Origin of the sequence: Okeania hirsuta, from assembly GCF_003838195.1 — a bacterium.
GTDB classification, from domain to species: Bacteria; Cyanobacteriota; Cyanobacteriia; order Cyanobacteriales; family Microcoleaceae; genus Okeania; species Okeania hirsuta.
The window spans coordinates 1-18,583 of record NZ_RCBY01000065.1; the positions used below are offsets into that span (position 1 = coordinate 1).

Consider the following 18,583-nt stretch of genomic DNA (forward strand, 5'->3'; position numbering starts at 1 on the left):
CGGCAGGTGTACCAGGAACTCCAGGATTAGATGGTGCTCCTGGTCTCGCAGGTCCAGCAGGTCCAGTCGGTCCAGTAGGTCCAGCAGGTCCAGTCGGTCCGGCAGGTATACCAGGAACTCCAGGATTAGATGGTGCTCCTGGTCCAGTGGGTCCAGTAGGTCCAGTAGGTCCAGCAGGTGCTCCTGGCCTTCCTGGTCTATCCGCTCAAGTAGGTCCACCACTGGCTTATATCATTGCAACAGAAGATGCTCCTGCAGGATTCTTCCCTGGAGAAGTAGTTTTGTTTGCTGGTACTGCAGCTCCTCCAGGATTCTTATCTCTTGAGGGTCAGTTATTACCCATCGCTGGAAATGAATCTCTATTCCGGGTATTAGGAACTTTATATGGTGGTGATGGAGTCACTAACTTTGCTCTTCCAAATCTCGTAGGTGTTAGTCCTGTTGGCCGACCTACAAGTGTAGAAGCTGTTCCTGCAGCCGGCGGTCCTACACTGTTAGTGGATTTAGGAAATGGCAATATAGTACCTGCTAACACGGTATTCGGAGATGTTGTAACGAATACAGGGGATACTGTAGGCCTCACAGATCTTCCAACTAACGATGTAACATTGCTCCAACAATTGCAGGCATTGCAACTAGAAGCACTTCGTGTAAATGACATGATACAAAATGAAGAGCTTTCTACTGGAGAGTCAATTCCTTTTGCAGGAGAGGCACCAGAAGAGACACCAGCAGAGGCACCATCCATATTCGTTCCAGTTACAAATTAATGTGTTTGAGACTTGACAGTTGAATTTTATCTCAACGTTGGTTGAAGACCCGCGCTCTCCCGTTGGCGGAGCCTAGCGGCAGCTATTAGGGGAGCGTCGCATGGGACAACCAATCAATAAGAGCGGTTCTTCCAAGGGTATGCTATTCTAAATAGAATTAGGCTGCTGGGCTAGCAGTGGAGCGTCTGTGGAGCGCGCCTTTAGACCAGAAAGAGGGAAAGGCCTCGGAGGCAGGTGCGGAGCGAAGCAGAAAGTCCTGAGTCGCGAGGTTTAGGAATCCCGCCTTGTCGCGCCATGCACAACGTCGGGAGGATGTCAATAGTCAATTCTCATAAACAAATAAAAAAAGACCTTGTAGGTATTAGAAACCTGCAAGGTTTTTTTTGAGTAAAAATTTAAAATCTGAATTAACTGATTTGAACTCAAAATTGCTATGCCCTAATCAGTTTACAATTAATATTTGATGGAAATTCAAGCCAAAATTTGGAGGGAAAAATTAATGTTAGATACAATTGTATTGGGTGGTGGATGTTTCTGGTGTGTAGAATCCGTCTTTCTTTCTGTAGCAGGGGTTAAAGAGGCAGAATCTGGTTATGCTGGAGGAAATACTAAGAATCCTGACTATAGATCTATATGTTCTGGAAAAACAGGCCATGCTGAGGTAGTAAAAGTCACTTTTGACTCTGAGAAAATATCACTGCGTGAAATATTAGAAATATTTTTTGTGACTCACGACCCCACAACACTTAACAGACAGGGGAATGATGTTGGTACTCAGTATCGTTCAATTATTATGTGTCACTCCCAAGAACAAAAAGATATTGCTCAAGAAGTTATTTCGACTTTGGATAATAATGGCACGTTTAATAGTCCGATCGTTACTGAAGTGGTTGATTTGAAGGAATATTATAGAGCTGAGGAGTACCATCAAAACTATTTTAACAAGAATCCTAATCAACCTTATTGTGCATTTTCCATTCCTCCAAAGTTGCAAAAACTCAAGAAATATTTCCCAGATAAGGTATCTGCATAAAGAGTTCTCGTATTCTTACTAAGAATAGGTTTGGCGATCGTAGCTGGGGAAAAGTGAACTTTCTGTTTCACTGTGTTTTACCCAAGATATACTAAATTATGGGGCGTTGCTGATGCGTTGCTATGATTTTCTTTAATAGCAATTTCGGGACGGATCGCGCACGCGAATCACTTAACTATTAACTTAAAAGGATTTTAGATTTTGCCAAATTGAGGTTTCATAGCTTGATTCAGCAACGCCAATTATCATTAATTAACTAAAATAGTGTTTTCTTTGATTAATTTTCAAACACACGATTAAAGAAAGGTATTATTTGAGACCAAGCTGAAGTAGTTGCAGCGGAGTCATAACGATAACCGTCATCACGCATAAAAGTATGTTCCGCTTCATATAAGAAAATTTGATGAGCTATACTCGCTTGTTCCAAAGCTTGAGCTACGGTTTGGCGATCGCCTTCTGGTGTATGACGGTCTTGAGTGCCGAATACTATCATTATCTCACCTTGAATTTCATTCACTCGTTTAATTGTATCAGCGACTCCCTTACCTAACTTGCCACTGGGAACACCAGTCGGGTAACAACAAACAGTGGCTTTGATCTCTTTCTCAAAAGCAGCCCGAAATGCTAAATGCCCACCAATACAAAAACCCATAGCACCTATTTTATCCTCAGCAACTGAACTTTCTGCTTTAAGAAATTTGATCGCAGCTCTGGTATCCGCATCATATTCAGCTATTTTAGTTCGACGTGCATTGTCATTACCCCGCATTCGCCCCAGGTCATCTGGCTCAATGACTAGACCCACTGGTTCAGTACGATGAAAAATTTCTGGGGCAGCTACTACATAACCATAACCAGCTAAATAATTAGCTAGACGAATTATCGGACTTCCCAATTGATAAATATCACTGTAGAATACAATACCTGGATAAACTCCTTCCGGTTTAGGAGTTGCTACATATACACGCATTAAACTATCATCAACTTTTAACTCGATGTTACGTTTAGTAATTTGCACCTTTTATCTCCATTATTGTCTTGAGGAATTTTTCTACAATACAGCTTAACTTTAGCAAAATTACGTAATTTATAGGGGATACTGACTTGATACAGCGGATTTCATCTCAGTGAGGTATCGCTGTGGCGGGCAAGATGTCCGCACTACAAAAGTTTGATCATTAATATTTGTACTTCATATACTTGGAATCTGCTGTAACATCTATACTTTGAAGGCTTATATTCCTTAAACATTAAAATATAAGTGATTTTATCATTTTCTTTGTGGGTTTAATACCCCACCGTCAACGGGGGTGTTCACGCATTACTTGGGGGAGCGAATCCCCATGTAATTTTCCTCCTGTCTCCTGTCTCCTGTCTCCTTCTTCAAGGAGCTACTTTTGCGATAATTTATTCTCAAACAATTGTTCGGAAAAATTCAGTATTTTCTAGGTTGATTTTTGCTGATTTTTAGTTAACAATAGTGTTAACAAAGTTAAACAGCAATGAAAGTAATAATTCATTGTGATGAAGCTATAAATTTTCAATACTAATTTATATTTCAAGGAACTTGCCGTGAATTTACTTAAAATCAATCAAAAATTTTTTCAATTAGGACTATTTACACTTGGTACATTTGCTTTATTAACTTCTTCATCTAAAGTTTTAGCTTCTAACCCAAAAAAAATTGACAACAAATCTATATTACTTGCTCAAGCATCCCGTGAAGAGTGGCGTATTTGCCAAAAAAAAGGAGAAAATTGGTCTGAAATAAAATACTTTGAATCTAAAAATTATTTTGCTAATATTTGTCGTAGTGGTAATGGTCAATTAACTTTAGTAGCTGGTGCTAAATCAAATCCTAATAAACTTTTAGAATTACCTGTTACTGCTGAACAAGGATATTTAGCTATTGATGGAAGTAAAACTTTTATGATAGACAATAGTCATTTTAGTATGGCTATAAACGGAATGGTTGTTAGGAAAGAACAAGTAACTTACAGAGGACAGTAAATTTACCAATTCCTTGATCAAAGAAGAGATATTTTCACAATTACCTCTGAGTTATTATAGCATTGTTTGTAGTTCATAAAATTTCATTATTTAGTTAAATATTACTCTTAATCAAAGGGTAAATTACTGAATTAAATAGAATATTTCTGTCTCTAAAAATTTAGCAAGTTATCTGGGTGTAACTTATCAGTCATCAGTTAATATTTTTAACAGTTTCGTTTCAGACCCCGACACTTCTGGTGGGAAAGCGCGTAGTTTGCCTTGATGGCAGGTCTGTAGACTCCGGTCTTCTTTCCTTTGGGATATCTCATTGTAATAACTGATATAGAATCCGGTTATACAGTATATGTTTATCATTCTATCCACACTTCAATCTCACCCAACTATATAATAAGTATTCAACCAGATTTGATATGATACAGCACTTCCCGATTTTGTGAGGTACATATTTAGCGGGTACATATTTAGCGGGCAAGATGCCTGCACCACAAGAGTTTTACTATTAAAACTTGTACATCATTTGTCCGAAATATGCTGTAACTGTTTACCTATTCACTCAACCCATCCTTACAACTGTTAAACCATCACTAACTGCTTGACTTCTCCTGTCAAACTAAAAGGACGTACTTCAGTAATTTTCACCTGTACTAACTTACCCTTCAATTCATTAATATCCCCCTCAAAAAATGTCAGACGGTTGCCACGGGTACGACCCATAACTTGAGCAGCATTTTTTTGGTTAGTATCTTCAACCAAAATTTCTTCAGTACGACCCATATAACGAAGCGATCGCTCTGCTGCTTTCACTCCCACCAAATGATTCAACCGTTGTAGTCTATCTGCTTTCACCTCCTCACTCACTTGATTTTCCCATAAAGCTGCTGGAGTACCTGGTCTAGGAGAATAAGCAGCAGTATTCAACAGATCGAACCCAATATCCTCAACCAACTTTAGCGTATTCTCAAACTGTGCTTCCGTTTCTCCAGGAAAACCTACTATTGCGTCAGCACTAATAGAAGCATCTGGCATCAGTTCGCGAATTTTATCAATAATCCGGCGATATTTCTCATGGGTGTAACCTCTTGCCATCGCCTTCAATAATTCATTATCTCCAGACTGAAAGGGAATATGAAAATGTTCGCAAACCTTGGGCAATTCAGCACACGCTCTAATTAAACGTTCTGTGAAATAGCGGGGGTGACTTGTGGCAAAGCGAATACGTTCAACACCTTGTACATCATGCACATAGTAAAGTAAATCTGTGAATGTGTGTTTATTGCGTCCTTCTGCTGTCACTCCCGGTAAGTCGCGTCCATAAGCATCAATATTTTGCCCTAACAATGTTATTTCTGGATAACCTTGTCGCCCTAACTCTTCCATTTCAGCGCGAATAGCTTCAGGATAGCGAGACTGCTCTGCACCCCGTACACTGGGAACAACACAATAGGTGCAGTGTTCGTTGCAACCATAAATTATATTTACCCAAGCAGTGACTTTGCTATCCCGTCTGGGTTTAGTGATATCTTCCACAATGTGAATAGGTTCAGTAGCAACTACTTGGTTGCCATTGAATACTTGTTCCAATAAGTCTTGCAAGCGGTTAGCGTGTTGAGGTCCCATAACTAAGTCTAGTTCGGGTACTCGTCGCAGGAGTGCTTCCCCTTCTTGTTGAGCAACACATCCAGCAACAATGAGAGTGAGGTCTGGTTGTTTGTGTTTGCGTTTTGCTTGTCTACCTAGATAAGAGTAGACTTTATGCTCGGCATTGTCACGAATGGTGCAAGTATTGTATAGAATGATGTTGGCATCGTTGGGGTCTTCTGACGAGATGAGGCCCATATTATCTAGGATACCTGCCATGCGTTCGGAGTCGGCTTTGTTCATTTGACAGCCGAAAGTGGTAATATGATAGCGACGGGGTGTTTTAGTCATGGTAAATTAAGGTTATTAAATTAGAATTAGAGTAGTATGGATAATATATGAGAATTGTTAGATTGAATTTTAGGAAAAATCTAGAAAAAAATATCCAAACAAATATGATAAACTAGAAACCGTTAAAACAATTAAAATATTACATATTTAAAGATATCAAACTTTTCTCAAATCGTCAAAAGTCTCCTAGGAGATATCTCTCAAGATAATTATCCCCCCTGGATAAATTTTTATTCGTCAATTCTTGGCATTAAGTATTAGAAAAATCAGCTCTTAAACTCCAAGTATCTATCCCTATAATCTCGATCACCAGTTTATAATTTAGGTCTAAATGGTGAAAATATTTATGAACACAGAAGATATATTCAACATACACTAGCCAATAATAAAAATCTCAATTAGTTGGCTAGAAGACATTTAGCCGAAACAAAATCTCAAGAAATTGAGTATTTCATTAATGGATAATGGACAATTGATAATTACTTCGGGTTTTAACCGTTACGGAATTGAAGATAAGGAAATATCCTAGCACTTTTCTCTTGGTCGATTGGATATGGCGCACTTCGGAGCGGCTCTGTCAAGAGCGGGAGACCTAGCTATCCCATCCTCAGGTCATGCTCCGCAAACGACCACTTTTTCCCCTTGAAAGGGGAGGCAGAGTAAGCTGAATTATTTAATTAATAATTATTAATTATTAATGATTCGGTAAAAATTCAGTCAGTTATTGGGGGCAATAAACTAATGTATTAAAAGGAATAGCTCTTGAACTTAATGGATGCTTCTACCATTTTTCCTATTAATAAATAATATCTCTTGAACAACACTAATTGAATGCCATGAAAATGAAACGTAATATTTTCATATTTGTAGGAATTATATTGATTTCCTTATTGGTGGTTTTATTGAGGCCACAGGATAAAAATAAATATCCATTAAATGCTAATTCTGGTTTCATACAGGAAGAAATCAGTCCCGCTTACTCACTATTTGATTTAGGTGTAGCTGATTTTAATCAAGATACCTTTTTAGATATATTTTCTACGAATCACAATGGTCCTCAAATATTCTTAATTAATCAACAAGGAGAAGATTTCAAAGATGGGCTTTCGGAGTTAGGTTTGCCCCAAAACTATGAAGCTACAGACACACCAGTTCCTGATCCTTTGGCAAATAAGACAGAACCAGGATTGTATATTTATTGGCATAATTATGAATTAATAATAGCTGCCCAAGGTCTGACTAATCCAGAGAATTTAGAAGGTTTGGTAATTGTCCCTCTCTTAGCAACCTCTACCGAATCAGACCAAATATCAACAAACATTAGAAAAACAAATGCTCTATCAGCAGGAATTGATAAGGTTCAGGTAGTAAGATTTAATGTTAAAGGAAATGGCAGATTATCTATCAAGTTTCCAGCATTTTATCCTTTTTTTCCACCCCTATTTAGGTTAAATCCCAGAGCAGATATCAAAAATATTTACCTGGGTTCTCGTTTTCAATCTGCTACTTCCATTGATTTTGCTCTACCACCTATTAATGCCTTACCTCACATGGATCGACATGGTATGGCTTGGAATGATTATAACAATGATGGAAATATTGATATAGCTATTGTTCGAGGAGGAATGCAAGGCAAAATGTCGGAACTATCTCCTAATGCTAAAGATGAATTAATGTTGCAACAAAGTTCTGGTTTTGAAGATATTGGAGAGAAAGTAGGTTTAGCCAAAGCGGGATGTGCTGCACGACAAGTGGCTTGGGTTGATTTTGACCGCGATAATCTTTTAGACCTTTATACTATGTGTGGACGGAAGTTGCCACCTAATTCTAGATATCCTAATCAACTCTATCGCCAAACCCCTGAAGGTCGTTTTATTAATGTTGCTGATGAAAAAAATTTAGGGTTCAAAGATATGGGTTGGTTTACTTGGTTAGATATAGATAACGATCTGGATATGGATTTATTTTGGGCTGATGAAACAACTTTTTGGCTCTACAGAAATGAATCAGGAAATTTTGTTGCAGAAAATTTAGGGGAACAGAAGGGTTTAGTAAATCAATTGGCGATCGCTGATTATGATGGAGATGGAGATTTAGACCTATTCTCAGCTTCCAGAAGAGAAAGTATATTATTTACCAATGTGGATGGTAAATATCAAGCTACAGATCCAGAATCAGTTGGACTACCAAAGAAAGCATTTGCAGCTAACTGGGTTGATTATGATAATGATGGGTTGATAGACTTACATACCTTACGCTACGGAATTTACCGCCAACAACCAGATCGCAGATTTAAAAAAATCAACTTACTAGAGGTTAGTTCACCAAAAACATTTGGGGGATATGCTTACTGTACTTGGTTTGATGTAGACAATGACGGTGATCGCGATTTATTAATGGGTAAATCAACAAAAATGCCTGATTGGGAAAAGCGACAAAGAAAAGACAAGGATATTACGGAATTAGCTAAATATAGTAAGTCTAGGGTTTTGCTGTATCGTAATCCAGGAAATGATAACCATTGGTTAGAAATAGAATTAAAGGGCGCACCAGGAAATTCAGTTGCTATCGGTGCTAAAGTTAAAGTGATTACAGCAAATGGAACACAATTTCAAGAAGTTGGACAGTCAGAAGGATCGTGGCGATCGCAAGGTCATTATCGTCTTTACTTTGGTTTAGGAAAACAAGATAAAATTGATTCGATTCAAGTTATTTGGCCTGATGGTCAAAATCAGGAAATTCAAAATCCTAACCCAGATCAATTGTTAGTTATTGAGAAAGCTTAAGAGCTGATTTATCAAGAGAATCTCAAGAAGACTCAATGACTGGTTCAGTAGCTTTTATTCTGATTTTTGCCACGCTCTTCAATTTTTGTCCTGTACTTAGATTAACAAAATGCCTATGTAATTATCAAACAGGAATTACGCAAATATACTAGATATAGTAGATTATAATTATAACACTACGTTATATATAGTGTTTCGATCAGAAAAATGCGTAACTCCTGATAAATTAAAGATTCAGTAAAGTTACACATAAATAGTTGACCTTGAGGAAATATTTATGGTATTAAAGAGATTTTTTATGAAAATTATGTAAAGTTGAGCAGGATTTATGCGTGTTTTTTAAAGATTCAGTGAAGTTATGAATAAACCCTTGCTATTTTACTATTTTATTTGTAGTATTGAGATACTAATGCTTTTATAGTCTAGTCAAGCACAAGTATTGAACTTACTGAAAATCAAGTAATTTTATTTGCAAGTGATGGTGATTATTTGCACAAACTAGCCTGATTGGAGAGAAAGAAGGACTATACCGAAAAAAATCTGGTTTTTATGGTATCAGGGGTTTTCACAAGCACCATTGCTTGTTAGTGGTACTTAGACATTTTCTGGCAGAAAAACGGCTTGAAAGTCAGCCTAAACAAGGGAATTACGTCAATGCCCTAAAAATGGCTAAAACCCTTGGTAATAAAGAATTTATACCTTTTTGACGTAAAAACCTCTACCTGTCCATATTTGAGCCTATTTTCCGCTACTATTTTGTGTAAGTCCCATTAGAAAGTGTTATGAATCTTGGAAACAGTATAACCCTGAGTGGGAGGTTATTTTTCTAGAGGAAAACAATTCAAAAGACCATATCACTTTTTCTGTACCGGAAGAAAAATTATGCCAATTCCCTAAAACTAAACAATCTGACCTAGTTAGACTTGAATTACTCTCAAAATATGGAGGGGTTTGGGCTGACGCAACTAGCCTCTGCCGAGTCCCGCTAGACAAATGGTTAGGAGACTATACTCAAGCTGGCTTTTTTGCCTTTGTTTACAAAACAAAAGGATACGGATGGATTTTTACTTGGTTTTTAGCTGCAGAAAAGTCTAATCCTATCATTGTAAAAATTAATCAAAAGTTAACTTCTTTTTATCGTGATCATGAGTTTTACCATAGTGGTACAACAATAGAGTTGTCGCTAAATAAAGAGAAAAAATAACTCTAACCTAGACAGAGCAATAATTCTAAGTATTTTTGATATCTCATAGCTACAATCCTTACATAACAAGGCTTTTGGGATTTTTTAAAATTATAAAGCGACAAGTCTAATAGCGAAAAAAAGACTTAAGTTTTTGCAGTTATTTTTTAATAGGAAATATAAAACAACTAGATTTTGGTCTTCATGGATTGTCAGGAAAATTTTTAAAGTTTATCCCTATTTTATTTTTCACTTCATATTTGCTAATTTAATAAATTCAGATCGAGAACTTTTGGAACTATATAAAAAAATGATGAAAAATAACCTTCAACTTAGAGAAAAAGAACAAGACTCTCAAGAGCAAGACAGATTTGGACTAATTATGTTCTGTATTTCCCTGATCTTTCTTGTGTTTGCCTATGGAGTAGCTGTTGGTAAATATAGGGTTTTCCCCTATAAAGTCATTAATAAAGTAACTTCTGTTGCGGAAAAAGGTCTCAAACAATTTCGTGAAGATACCAAAATTGAGCTACCTTGGTATTTAAAGCGTTTGGATAGTCCATACCCACAAGCAATTCTTAATACCAACAAGGCTTACCCAGGTTTAAATTTACTCACCGGTTTTTCAGACAAAAACACCAAACTATTAATACAGATCCTTGACATGGATGGCAATATACTCCATGAATGGGATGCTGACTGGAAAAGAATCCTGCCTAATCTTGAATACCTTCCCGAACGAAAGATTCCTAAATCCAGACCAGGCACGACAATTCATGGAATAGTCATGATGGAAAATGGAGATATTGTGTTCAACTTTTCCGAACTTGGTCTAGTTCGTTTAGATGTAAATGGAGATGTAGTATGGTCGCTACCTTACTCAACTCACCACTCTGTTCACTTACATGATGACGGAAATCTTTGGGTTTCAGGGCAAAAGTTTCATGAAAAAGATGACGTTGAAGCGATTTCTCGTTTTCCGAATCGTAAACCTCCTATTTGGGAATATACAATTATAGAAGTATCCCCAGATGGTAAAATCTTAAATGAGTGGTCAATTCCAGAAATCCTGCGCCAAAACGGTTATTTAGGACTGCTTAACCTAGGAACCCTCAAGAACTGGGAAACAATAGTAGGAGGTGATGCTGATGTACTCCATGCCAATGATGTCAAGCCATTTCCGTCCGATCTTGAGGAAGGTTTCTTTAAGCGTGGGGATATTATGGTCTCTCCAAGAAATATCAATACAGTCTTTGTTTTCAATAAAGAAACTGAAAAGATTAAGTTTGTTAGCACAGGTTTGTTTGTCAGACAACACGATCCCGATTTTATTGACGGTAACACTTTTTCAGTCTTTGATAACAATAACAGTGCGCCAAAATCAGCAAATCCTCAAAGTCGTATCTTGCTTATATCAGCTCCAGAAAATGAAGTGGAGGTCTTTTTTGAAGGTACTAAAGATACGCCTTTTTTTACAGAAGTCTGTGGCAAAAACCAGTGGCTACCCAACGGGAATGTTCTGATTACAGACTGTGTAAATGGTAGAGCATTTGAGGTCAACCGTGAAGGAGAAATTGTCTGGCAATATTATAACTATGTTAATGAAGGAATGGTAGGAATAGTTTCGGAAGTGCAGCGCCTGCCCCTCAAATATGAACAAATTTTTCGCAAGGACAAATAAGCTAAAATCATTTCAAGTAGTTTTTAACAAGTAGAAACCCTAACTCAATTTGGATATAAAAAAAATGAAACAGGTATTGACATTTGTAGAGTTATTTCTGGCCTCCCTATTTCTTGTTCTCACGATCTCCCACCCTGCCATGGCCTATGTGGGACCAGGAGCTGGTCTCGCCGCCATTGGTGCTTTTTTTGCCCTTGTTGCAGGTATTATTGCAGCTTTGTTTGGCTTTTTGTGGTATCCCATTAAGCGACTTCTACGGAAACGTAAGCAATCTAAAGAAGAAGAAAATGATCGTCAAAAAGAGGAGGCACAATGAGCCACTGGATAGGTGCTACTTTATTTGTTGTTGGTTTCCTCATATTAGTCCAAAGTTTCCAGCTAGTTGAAAAGAGTAAAAAGACAACTGCCATGGGGGGTCGTTCTTTGGATATAATTCGTTCTTCTCAGCTCAGTGAAGAGGAAAAAGAATCCTTACTACAAAAAAATGCTAAAGATTTGTTTGGATTATTTTTTATTCTTGCTTTTGGTGGAATAGTATCTGTTATCCTACCTCTTGGACTACTATGGTTAGCTGAAAAGTTGGGTTGGCTATCTCTAGATGCTGTATTTAAAACCCTTCTTTCGCCAGTCTTTTTGATTCTCAGCACTATCCTAGCTGTAGTAGTGTTGTTTGTTAAACCTTCTCAGACCCAAAAAACTTGGCAACAATCTAATGGTGAAGCATCAAGTCAGGTTCAAGCTAGTAATTTTTCTGGACTTGATCGAGCATTGTACTATCTGGCATTTAATACTTCTACTGCTCAGATAGCATTGGCAGATATGGAAGATTCCATGTTTGCCAAAGAACTATCCTCTTGTCGCATTGAGCGACCAGTTTTTATCACTGCACTTCCGCGAGCAGGAACAACTTTATTGCTTGAATGTTTTGATAGTACGCCAGAGTTTGCGACTCATTGTTATCGGGATATGCCATTTGTATTAATTCCTTGCCTATGGGATCGTTTCTCAAAATCTTTTCAGAAGAATATTGAGTCCCAAGAAAGGGCACATGGTGATGGGATGCAAGTCACCCCAGATAGTCCAGAAGCATTAGAAGAAGTAGTATGGAAAACATTCTGGAAGCGACATTATCACAAAGATCGTATTATTCCTTGGGAGAATGAAACAGATCGAGAATTTGAGGATTTTTTCCGCAGTCATATGCGTAAGATTATCATGCTGCGCAAGCAAGTAGATGCAGAGGGGGTGCGTTATGTTTCAAAAAATAACCTCAATATTGCCCGAACAAAGCTGCTGAATCAACTATTTCCTGATTCAATTATGATAATTCCTTTCAGAGATCCATTCAATCATACTGCCTCGTTATTAAAGCAGCATCGTAACTTTCTTCGTATTCATCAAGAAGATAGCTTTGCCTCAGACTATATGCGAGCAATTGGTCACTATGATTTTGGAAAAAATCTCTGTCCTGTTGACTTCGATAGTTGGTTTGAGAAAAGGGAGTCGAAAGAGGCTGATTCTCTTGCTTTTTGGTTAGAGTATTGGGTTGCTAGTTACAGACATCTTTTAGCACAGAGAAGTAATTTTCTGAATTTTCTTAACTACGATGCTTTCTGTGAAAATCCTGAACATGGGTTGAGGATATTAGCGGAGGTCGTAGATAGTTCTCATCCAGAAACATTAATGGCATCAGCAACTAGTATACACCATCCACGACCCAAGGATATTGATACCAGTATGGTATCTAGTTCGCTCTTAGAAGAAGTAAATCTTATTTACGAACAGTTGAAAGAGAAATCTCTGAACTAGAACTTGATATCTAGACTTGATATACACCCTATTCCATGTAAGTTTGGTACAGCGATTCTAGTAGATTTGCTCAACAAGAATGAAAACTTAATTCCATACTTCAAAAACTATTTAAAAAGCTAGTGCCACTGTACCTCATAAACCTGGAATGTGCTGTAAATAATTACGAGGTTGCTGAATTAGGCTATGAATTTGTGACAGTAGAATCTTGAGTGCCTTTACTGGTTTTCCCATGCTTAAGAAGCTCTGTAATAGCTACACAGATAAAATTCCATGATAATTGAAATTATTTAGGGGTCACGATCATTTTACCATTTCCACACTTTCTTGATATACTGTTTACAAATCAGCTATTAGATTATGTGTCTAACCAGAATAGCTCTCTGTTGACTATTTCTTGAAGTTCAGTAATATCTTCTCGAAAAACCTCATTGAGAGACTTTCTTAAGGTAAGAGGTAAAGATGGAATTGCCCCACTATTCCATTTCTTCAAAGTTTTAATCAGTTTCTGATACACAGAGTTAGGTAATACTTTCTTTAAAAAAGACTTCAGTGGATTAGATGTAGATAAAAATTGATGAATTAACTTATTTTTTGGCAAATATCCTTGATTCTTTTGCCGTTCAATATTAGGGACAAAAGAATCATCTACCCCTAGATATTGATAGACTTCTTTGATAACTTCTAGGGGGTTTTGGCGAAAATCATCATAAAAAAGAATTTTGAGTTGCTCGGGTTCAAAATAATTTAAGTATCGTTTAATCTGTTGCGAATACATTCCTACTTTGGTATAGTGCCAATCCCAACCCCAGTTATTACTTATTCTTTCTGCTTCTCGTTCAAGAGCTTCTTCTAAAGATAAAGGTTCCAATAAATGTCGAATATTCATCACATAATGTGAATAAAGACGATCTACAGGATGACGCAACATAACTATCATTTTAACATCAGGAATATACTTTTTGATATTTTCTGGTGCTTTAGGAAAATAGAGATAGCGTACAGATGCTTCTCCGATCGCCATCTCATTAGAAACTTTATCAAATAGAGTTTGATAGCTTTCCCAATCTGTAATTGTATTTTGGTACAAACGTTTCAGCAAAACTTCAGGAGATTCTGGCCCTGAATAGGGAGGTAATTTTGCTCCTTCAAACACAAAAAAATTAGGTTCTTTAGGATTGGACATAAACACCTGGGGATGCTGCTTCAGATAATTCCATAGAGAGCTAGTCCCTGATTTTGCAGCACCTAGAAGGATAAAGTTGGGAAGTGTCATTAAACTTAACCTACACAATTGAACTCTTGATTATTAAACCTTTTAATTGGTCTTAATGTCTATAATTACTCTGCTCGAGCTACAAACACCCTTTTAAATAATACTATTTAATCATTAAGTTTAGCCTAAGTTTTATACCCCAAACCAGCGAGAGTATCTCCTGCAAATTCTTCCCACAGGGCAACGTCTTCTGCTGAAAGTCGAGTCTGCCATTCTCTAATAGAACCTTGGCGAATATGTTTACCTTCTCCTTTATTTTCTACTTTACTAATATCTTTTGCATCAATAATATTATCAATTAAAGCTCGATCGTAGTCTAAACCAATAAAATAAAAAATTTTGCTCAGTTCTTCTTGCAGATTCGGTGCGGAGGTTTTCATAACGAACTGAGTAGATGCGATCGCTTATTTCTAGGTCTGCTTTAGCTTTTTCTCTTGTCTCAATTGCTTTTTTCCATATTTTAGCGACAGTTATTGTACTTTGTTTTGCCCAACGTGTAGTTTTTGCTCTTCCTTGGTAAGAAACACAAACATCTCGCCCATCTCTAATAATCTCTATGCTTTTAGCTTCTGGAAACTGCCGTAAAATGACATCAATATAACGTAAATTTTGTGGTTTTTTTTCTAGCAAAATCTGCTTTTCAGAACCTCCATTATTTTCAAAAAAGCGATCGAACATTAATTGGTTTAAAGTTCTAACTTTTATTAAGTCATCTTCCGAACCTGAGCCAACTTTTGCTATTAATTGTTCTAGCTCCGCATAACTGACTAGATTATAAAGCCCAATGTTTTCTTGACATTTTTGATATATCTTATACTTGTTTAAAATACCTTGCCATAAATCTTCTGAATTAAATCCAAATAACAAAGGCTTCAAACCATAAGACATTAGTATCCATTTGGCTGAATTCAATCTTTTTTTGAACTTCTGATTTTTTAAATAAGTAAAGTTGTTGTAAGTTATAGAATAAGCATGACTTTCATTTGGAACTGTTAGAACATCAGAATGACTACCAATCATTCTCTTCAACCAACTTGTACCAGAACGAGGACAACCTACTACAAATAATTTACGGTATACCATAGTAACTTAGTTCTGATTACTAATGTTTAGGAATTACATCTTAATAATTATACTACACAAATTATAAATCAGATATGAGAATTTGACCATTTCTTAAAAGTCTAGAATATAGTGCTGATCATATTATATTGATAATATATTTTTTTCTTTCTTCCTTCCCTGTTCCCTATTCTCTAAAATCAGACAATATTTCGCAATTAAAATAAGATTGCTATATCTATTTAAAATGACTATAATAATTATCAATAATTACAAAAATTATCAACGGATATAAAGAAACTATTATGAATTTTTTTGATAAATTAATAACCAGTATAGAACAGAATCAAACTTTACTTTATCTGGAGTTAGACCCAGACTTAGAAAGTTTGCCTAAGGAGACAGATCGTCAAAATATTCCCAACAAATATTTATTTGATAATCCTCCAGAAAAAGACAATCAAGAATTAATTCAATATTGGTGGGAGTGGCTCCATTTTTTAATAACTCAAACCCAAAAATATGTATGTGCTTATAAATTTTCTTTAGGCTATTATCAATCTTTGGGCATACCAGGTTTAGAACTACTTCAGCAAACCATAAAAACTATTCCTGCTGAAATTCCAATTATTTTAGATGCGAAACACGGCGACCTCAATACAAGTACAGTATTTGCTAGGACTATTTTTCAAGATTTACAAGTAGATGCTTGTACAATTTCACCTTACACTGGTCTTGATTTAGTTGCACCTTTTTTACTTTATCCAGGCAAAACAGTATTCCTACTTTGTGCTACAGCAAATTCTTCTGCAGCAGTGTTACAAGAATACCCAAATCAAGGGCAACCTCTTTATCTCAAATTAGTAGAAGAAGCTCAAAGATGGGCAACTCCCGAACAGCTAGGTTTAGAAGTAGGAGTAATGCCAGATATTCTAGCTAGAATCAGAAAAATTGCTCCCGAAAGATTAATACTAATTCAGGGAGATATAGCGGAAGAAAATGATATTGCTAATCCTGAAGAATTAGCTCAACTTTTAGCTGCTGGTTTGAATATTAATGGTGAAGGATTATTATTACCAATCCCACCAAAATTATTTGGTACAGCAAATCCTAATCAAGAAATTGAAACCTTAAGAAATAGGATTAATGAACAACGTCTACAGGTAGTTGAAGGTAGTCCTACCTGTGAATTGTGGTTGCCAGATGTTTGTTTTTTAAAGCATGAACCACACCGGGATTTAATCTTACAACTTTACGATATTGGATGTATTATTTTTGGCGACCATGTACAAGCATCGGGGGCGACTTTTCCTTATTATATAGACTTACGAAAAATCATTTCTATTCCTCAAATATTCCATAAAATTGTCACTGCTTATGCAGAAATTCTCAAAGATTTAGAATTTGATAGAATTGCAGGTATTCCTTATGGTTCATTGCCCACTGCCACAGGTTTAGCTTTGCGTCTAGAACGTCCGATGATATTTCCTCGGAAAGAGGTAAAAGCTCATGGTACTGGTCGATTAATTGAAGGGCATTTTCAATCAGGGGAAAAAATTGTTGTTGTGGATGATATTATGATTAGCGGTAATAGTGTAATGGAGGGAGTAGATAAACTTAAATCAGTGGGATTGCAAGTAGAAGATATTGTTGTTTTTATTGACCATGAACGGGGAGTAAAAGATAAGTTACAAGAAAATGGATATAGGAGTTATTCAGTATTGACTTTGACAGAAATTGCTCAAACTTTATATGAGTCTAGTAAGATTAATTCTGAGCAATTTTATATCCTGAAAAATCATCATTAAAATATAGGAAATATTTTAGATAATTACAATGAAAAAGTTTTTTTTGACAATATTTATTAGTAGTTTTTTATCTGTCTTTAATCTACAAATTAAACCGGCTATAGCTAATAGAATTACCAATGCTGATTATGAAAACTTAAAAATTGGCATGACCTATCAAGAAGTCAAACAAATCTTGGGAAGAGAAGGTGAAATTTATACAAAATATAATAGTCCGACAATTGACGAATTTGGCGTAGCGTATCGCTGGTTAAATAATGATAATACAGGTATAGTTGCCATATTTAATTCAGAGAATAAACTGATTAAATTATCTGCTCAAAATTTGAACGCGACTAACTTTGGAGTTAATCGAGAACCTCCTGTAGTTACCAGTACAGATTTTGAAAATATTAAAGTTGGGATGACTTATGATGAAGTGAGAGAAATTATTGGTAGTGAAGGAATAAAACAACCAACAAGAGATAATCCTTTAACTAATTCTAATACTGTTACATATAATTGGGTGAATCCTGATGGTACAAGCATGAGTATAATTTTTGATTCTAATCAGAAAGTGGTTACTATTCGGACTAAAAATATGAATACTTATAATTTTGGTAATCCTTTCTGGAATCAACCCAAACCAGTTTATTCAATTACGCGACAAAAATATGAAAAATTGCAGCTAGGAATGACATACCGAGAAATAAGAAATATTCTTGGAGCAGAGGGAGAAATAGACCCCGAATTTGACTCAGAAGCTTTTGTACAATCAAGAGAAGCAAGAGAAATGCAAATTAATAATACTCTTGGTAGACAACAAGAAGTTACATCAGATGAATCACAAGCAGAAAATCAAATTAAGGGTGCTTATGAATGGAAAAATCCTGATGATACAGGCATAAAAATAGTCTTTAATATGCAAGACCAAGCAGTTGCTATATATACTTCTGGTTTAGATGTAGGACTTCCTTACAAATAGACACGGGGACGCGGAGACACGGAGACACCGGGATGGAGGCTTTTAATTTATTATTAAAAGTGGACTTTTCACCGAAAAATTATTGTGGTTTAAAGCCTCCCCTTTTAAGGGGATAATAAAGAAAATTTTTCCTTTGAGTCAATCCTCTTCTTTTAAAGGAGAGGTAATTATTAATTATTAATTTTTGAACAGATTTATATAGCGTTTTCAAATGAGATGTCAAACAAGAGCTAGTTATTTACTAACAGTAAAAAGTTCGGCAAACCTTC

General features: G+C 36.2%; 15 protein-coding genes. 10 read left to right on the plus strand and 5 right to left on the minus strand.

Features of this window, described 5'->3' with window-relative positions:
* Together D5R40_RS13090 and msrA are read left to right on the plus strand one after the other, a co-directional pair.
* A partial coding sequence (locus tag D5R40_RS13090; RefSeq protein WP_205127647.1) for a phage tail protein occupies nt 1-770 on the plus strand: 770 nt, incomplete at its 5' end.
* 499 nt (nt 771-1,269) lie between these two features.
* Nucleotides 1,270-1,803 carry a peptide-methionine (S)-S-oxide reductase MsrA gene (msrA, locus tag D5R40_RS13095; RefSeq protein ID WP_124146563.1) on the plus strand — a complete coding sequence of 178 codons (534 nt, stop codon included), beginning with the start codon at nt 1,270-1,272 and terminating at the stop codon, nt 1,801-1,803.
* A gap of 277 nt (nt 1,804-2,080) precedes the next feature.
* Here the strand turns inward: msrA and D5R40_RS13100 are convergent, their stop codons facing one another.
* Nucleotides 2,081-2,821 (minus strand): dienelactone hydrolase family protein, encoded by a 741-nt coding sequence (locus D5R40_RS13100; RefSeq protein WP_124146562.1) that lies wholly within the window; start codon nt 2,819-2,821, stop codon nt 2,081-2,083.
* Between the two features lie 554 nt (nt 2,822-3,375).
* Here D5R40_RS13100 and D5R40_RS13105 point away from each other — a divergent pair.
* Nucleotides 3,376-3,813: a hypothetical protein gene (locus D5R40_RS13105; protein ID WP_124146561.1), complete on the plus strand. Its 438-nt coding sequence runs from the start codon at nt 3,376-3,378 to the stop codon at nt 3,811-3,813.
* A 576-nt stretch (nt 3,814-4,389) separates the two neighbouring features.
* Here the strand turns inward: D5R40_RS13105 and miaB are convergent.
* Nucleotides 4,390-5,745, minus strand: a complete 1,356-nt coding sequence (gene miaB / locus D5R40_RS13110) for a tRNA (N6-isopentenyl adenosine(37)-C2)-methylthiotransferase MiaB (protein ID WP_124146560.1) — start codon at nt 5,743-5,745, stop codon at nt 4,390-4,392.
* Nucleotides 5,746-6,581: 836 nt separating this feature from the next.
* On the opposite strand from miaB, the gene D5R40_RS13115 reads away from it, so the two are divergent.
* The 5 genes from D5R40_RS13115 (at nt 6,582) to D5R40_RS13130 (ending at nt 13,204) form a co-directional block, all read left to right on the plus strand.
* Complete coding sequence (locus D5R40_RS13115; protein WP_124146559.1) at nt 6,582-8,531, plus strand: CRTAC1 family protein; 1,950 nt, start codon at nt 6,582-6,584, stop codon at nt 8,529-8,531.
* Between the two features lie 769 nt (nt 8,532-9,300).
* Nucleotides 9,301-9,735 carry a glycosyltransferase family 32 protein gene (locus D5R40_RS42610; RefSeq protein WP_124146566.1) on the plus strand — a complete coding sequence of 145 codons (435 nt, stop codon included), beginning with the start codon at nt 9,301-9,303 and terminating at the stop codon, nt 9,733-9,735.
* A gap of 271 nt (nt 9,736-10,006) precedes the next feature.
* On the plus strand, nt 10,007-11,395 hold the full coding sequence (locus tag D5R40_RS13125) for an arylsulfotransferase family protein (protein WP_124154746.1): 1,389 nt from the start codon (nt 10,007-10,009) through the stop codon (nt 11,393-11,395).
* A gap of 139 nt (nt 11,396-11,534) precedes the next feature.
* A complete protein-coding gene (locus D5R40_RS37030) occupies nt 11,535-11,711 on the plus strand; it encodes a hypothetical protein (protein WP_192901177.1) in 177 nt (58 codons plus the stop codon).
* Complete coding sequence (locus tag D5R40_RS13130) at nt 11,708-13,204, plus strand: sulfotransferase (protein ID WP_124146557.1); 1,497 nt, start codon at nt 11,708-11,710, stop codon at nt 13,202-13,204. Before D5R40_RS37030 ends, D5R40_RS13130 begins: the two co-directional genes overlap by 4 nt.
* Before the next feature lie 358 nt (nt 13,205-13,562).
* Here D5R40_RS13130 and D5R40_RS13135 read toward each other — a convergent pair whose 3' ends face one another.
* From D5R40_RS13135 to D5R40_RS13145, 3 genes are all read right to left on the minus strand, one after another.
* Complete coding sequence (locus D5R40_RS13135; RefSeq protein ID WP_124146556.1) at nt 13,563-14,480, minus strand: sulfotransferase family protein; 918 nt, start codon at nt 14,478-14,480, stop codon at nt 13,563-13,565.
* Between the two features lie 125 nt (nt 14,481-14,605).
* On the minus strand, nt 14,606-14,860 hold the full coding sequence (locus tag D5R40_RS13140) for a hypothetical protein (protein WP_124146555.1): 255 nt from the start codon (nt 14,858-14,860) through the stop codon (nt 14,606-14,608).
* Entirely contained in the window at nt 14,775-15,563 is a 789-nt protein-coding gene (locus D5R40_RS13145; protein WP_124146554.1) for a sulfotransferase family protein, read from the minus strand. The genes D5R40_RS13140 and D5R40_RS13145 overlap by 86 nt, the downstream gene beginning before the upstream one ends.
* A gap of 284 nt (nt 15,564-15,847) precedes the next feature.
* Between D5R40_RS13145 and D5R40_RS13150 the strand changes: the two genes are divergently transcribed.
* Both D5R40_RS13150 and D5R40_RS13155 read left to right on the plus strand, forming a co-directional pair.
* Entirely contained in the window at nt 15,848-17,350 is a 1,503-nt protein-coding gene (locus D5R40_RS13150) for a bifunctional orotidine-5'-phosphate decarboxylase/orotate phosphoribosyltransferase (protein ID WP_124146553.1), read from the plus strand.
* Nucleotides 17,351-17,378: 28 nt separating this feature from the next.
* Nucleotides 17,379-18,314: a hypothetical protein gene (locus D5R40_RS13155; protein ID WP_124146552.1), complete on the plus strand. Its 936-nt coding sequence runs from the start codon at nt 17,379-17,381 to the stop codon at nt 18,312-18,314.
* Nucleotides 18,315-18,583: the final 269 nt, after the last annotated feature.

What these genes read in the sequence shown, in the direction of transcription:
- D5R40_RS13140 (WP_124146555.1), bottom strand. Translation starts at nt 14,860, where the DNA reads ATGAAAACCTCCGCACCGAATCTGCAAGAAGAACTGAGCAAAATTTTT.
- msrA (WP_124146563.1), top strand. Translation starts at nt 1,270, where the DNA reads ATGTTAGATACAATTGTATTGGGTGGTGGATGTTTCTGGTGTGTAGAA.
- D5R40_RS13150 (WP_124146553.1), top strand. Translation starts at nt 15,848, where the DNA reads ATGAATTTTTTTGATAAATTAATAACCAGTATAGAACAGAATCAAACT.
- D5R40_RS13135 (WP_124146556.1), bottom strand. Translation starts at nt 14,480, where the DNA reads ATGACACTTCCCAACTTTATCCTTCTAGGTGCTGCAAAATCAGGGACT.
- D5R40_RS37030 (WP_192901177.1), top strand. Translation starts at nt 11,535, where the DNA reads ATGGCCTATGTGGGACCAGGAGCTGGTCTCGCCGCCATTGGTGCTTTT.
- miaB (WP_124146560.1), bottom strand. Translation starts at nt 5,745, where the DNA reads ATGACTAAAACACCCCGTCGCTATCATATTACCACTTTCGGCTGTCAA.
- D5R40_RS13130 (WP_124146557.1), top strand. Translation starts at nt 11,708, where the DNA reads ATGAGCCACTGGATAGGTGCTACTTTATTTGTTGTTGGTTTCCTCATA.
- D5R40_RS13115 (WP_124146559.1), top strand. Translation starts at nt 6,582, where the DNA reads ATGAAAATGAAACGTAATATTTTCATATTTGTAGGAATTATATTGATT.
- D5R40_RS13145 (WP_124146554.1), bottom strand. Translation starts at nt 15,563, where the DNA reads ATGGTATACCGTAAATTATTTGTAGTAGGTTGTCCTCGTTCTGGTACA.
- D5R40_RS13155 (WP_124146552.1), top strand. Translation starts at nt 17,379, where the DNA reads ATGAAAAAGTTTTTTTTGACAATATTTATTAGTAGTTTTTTATCTGTC.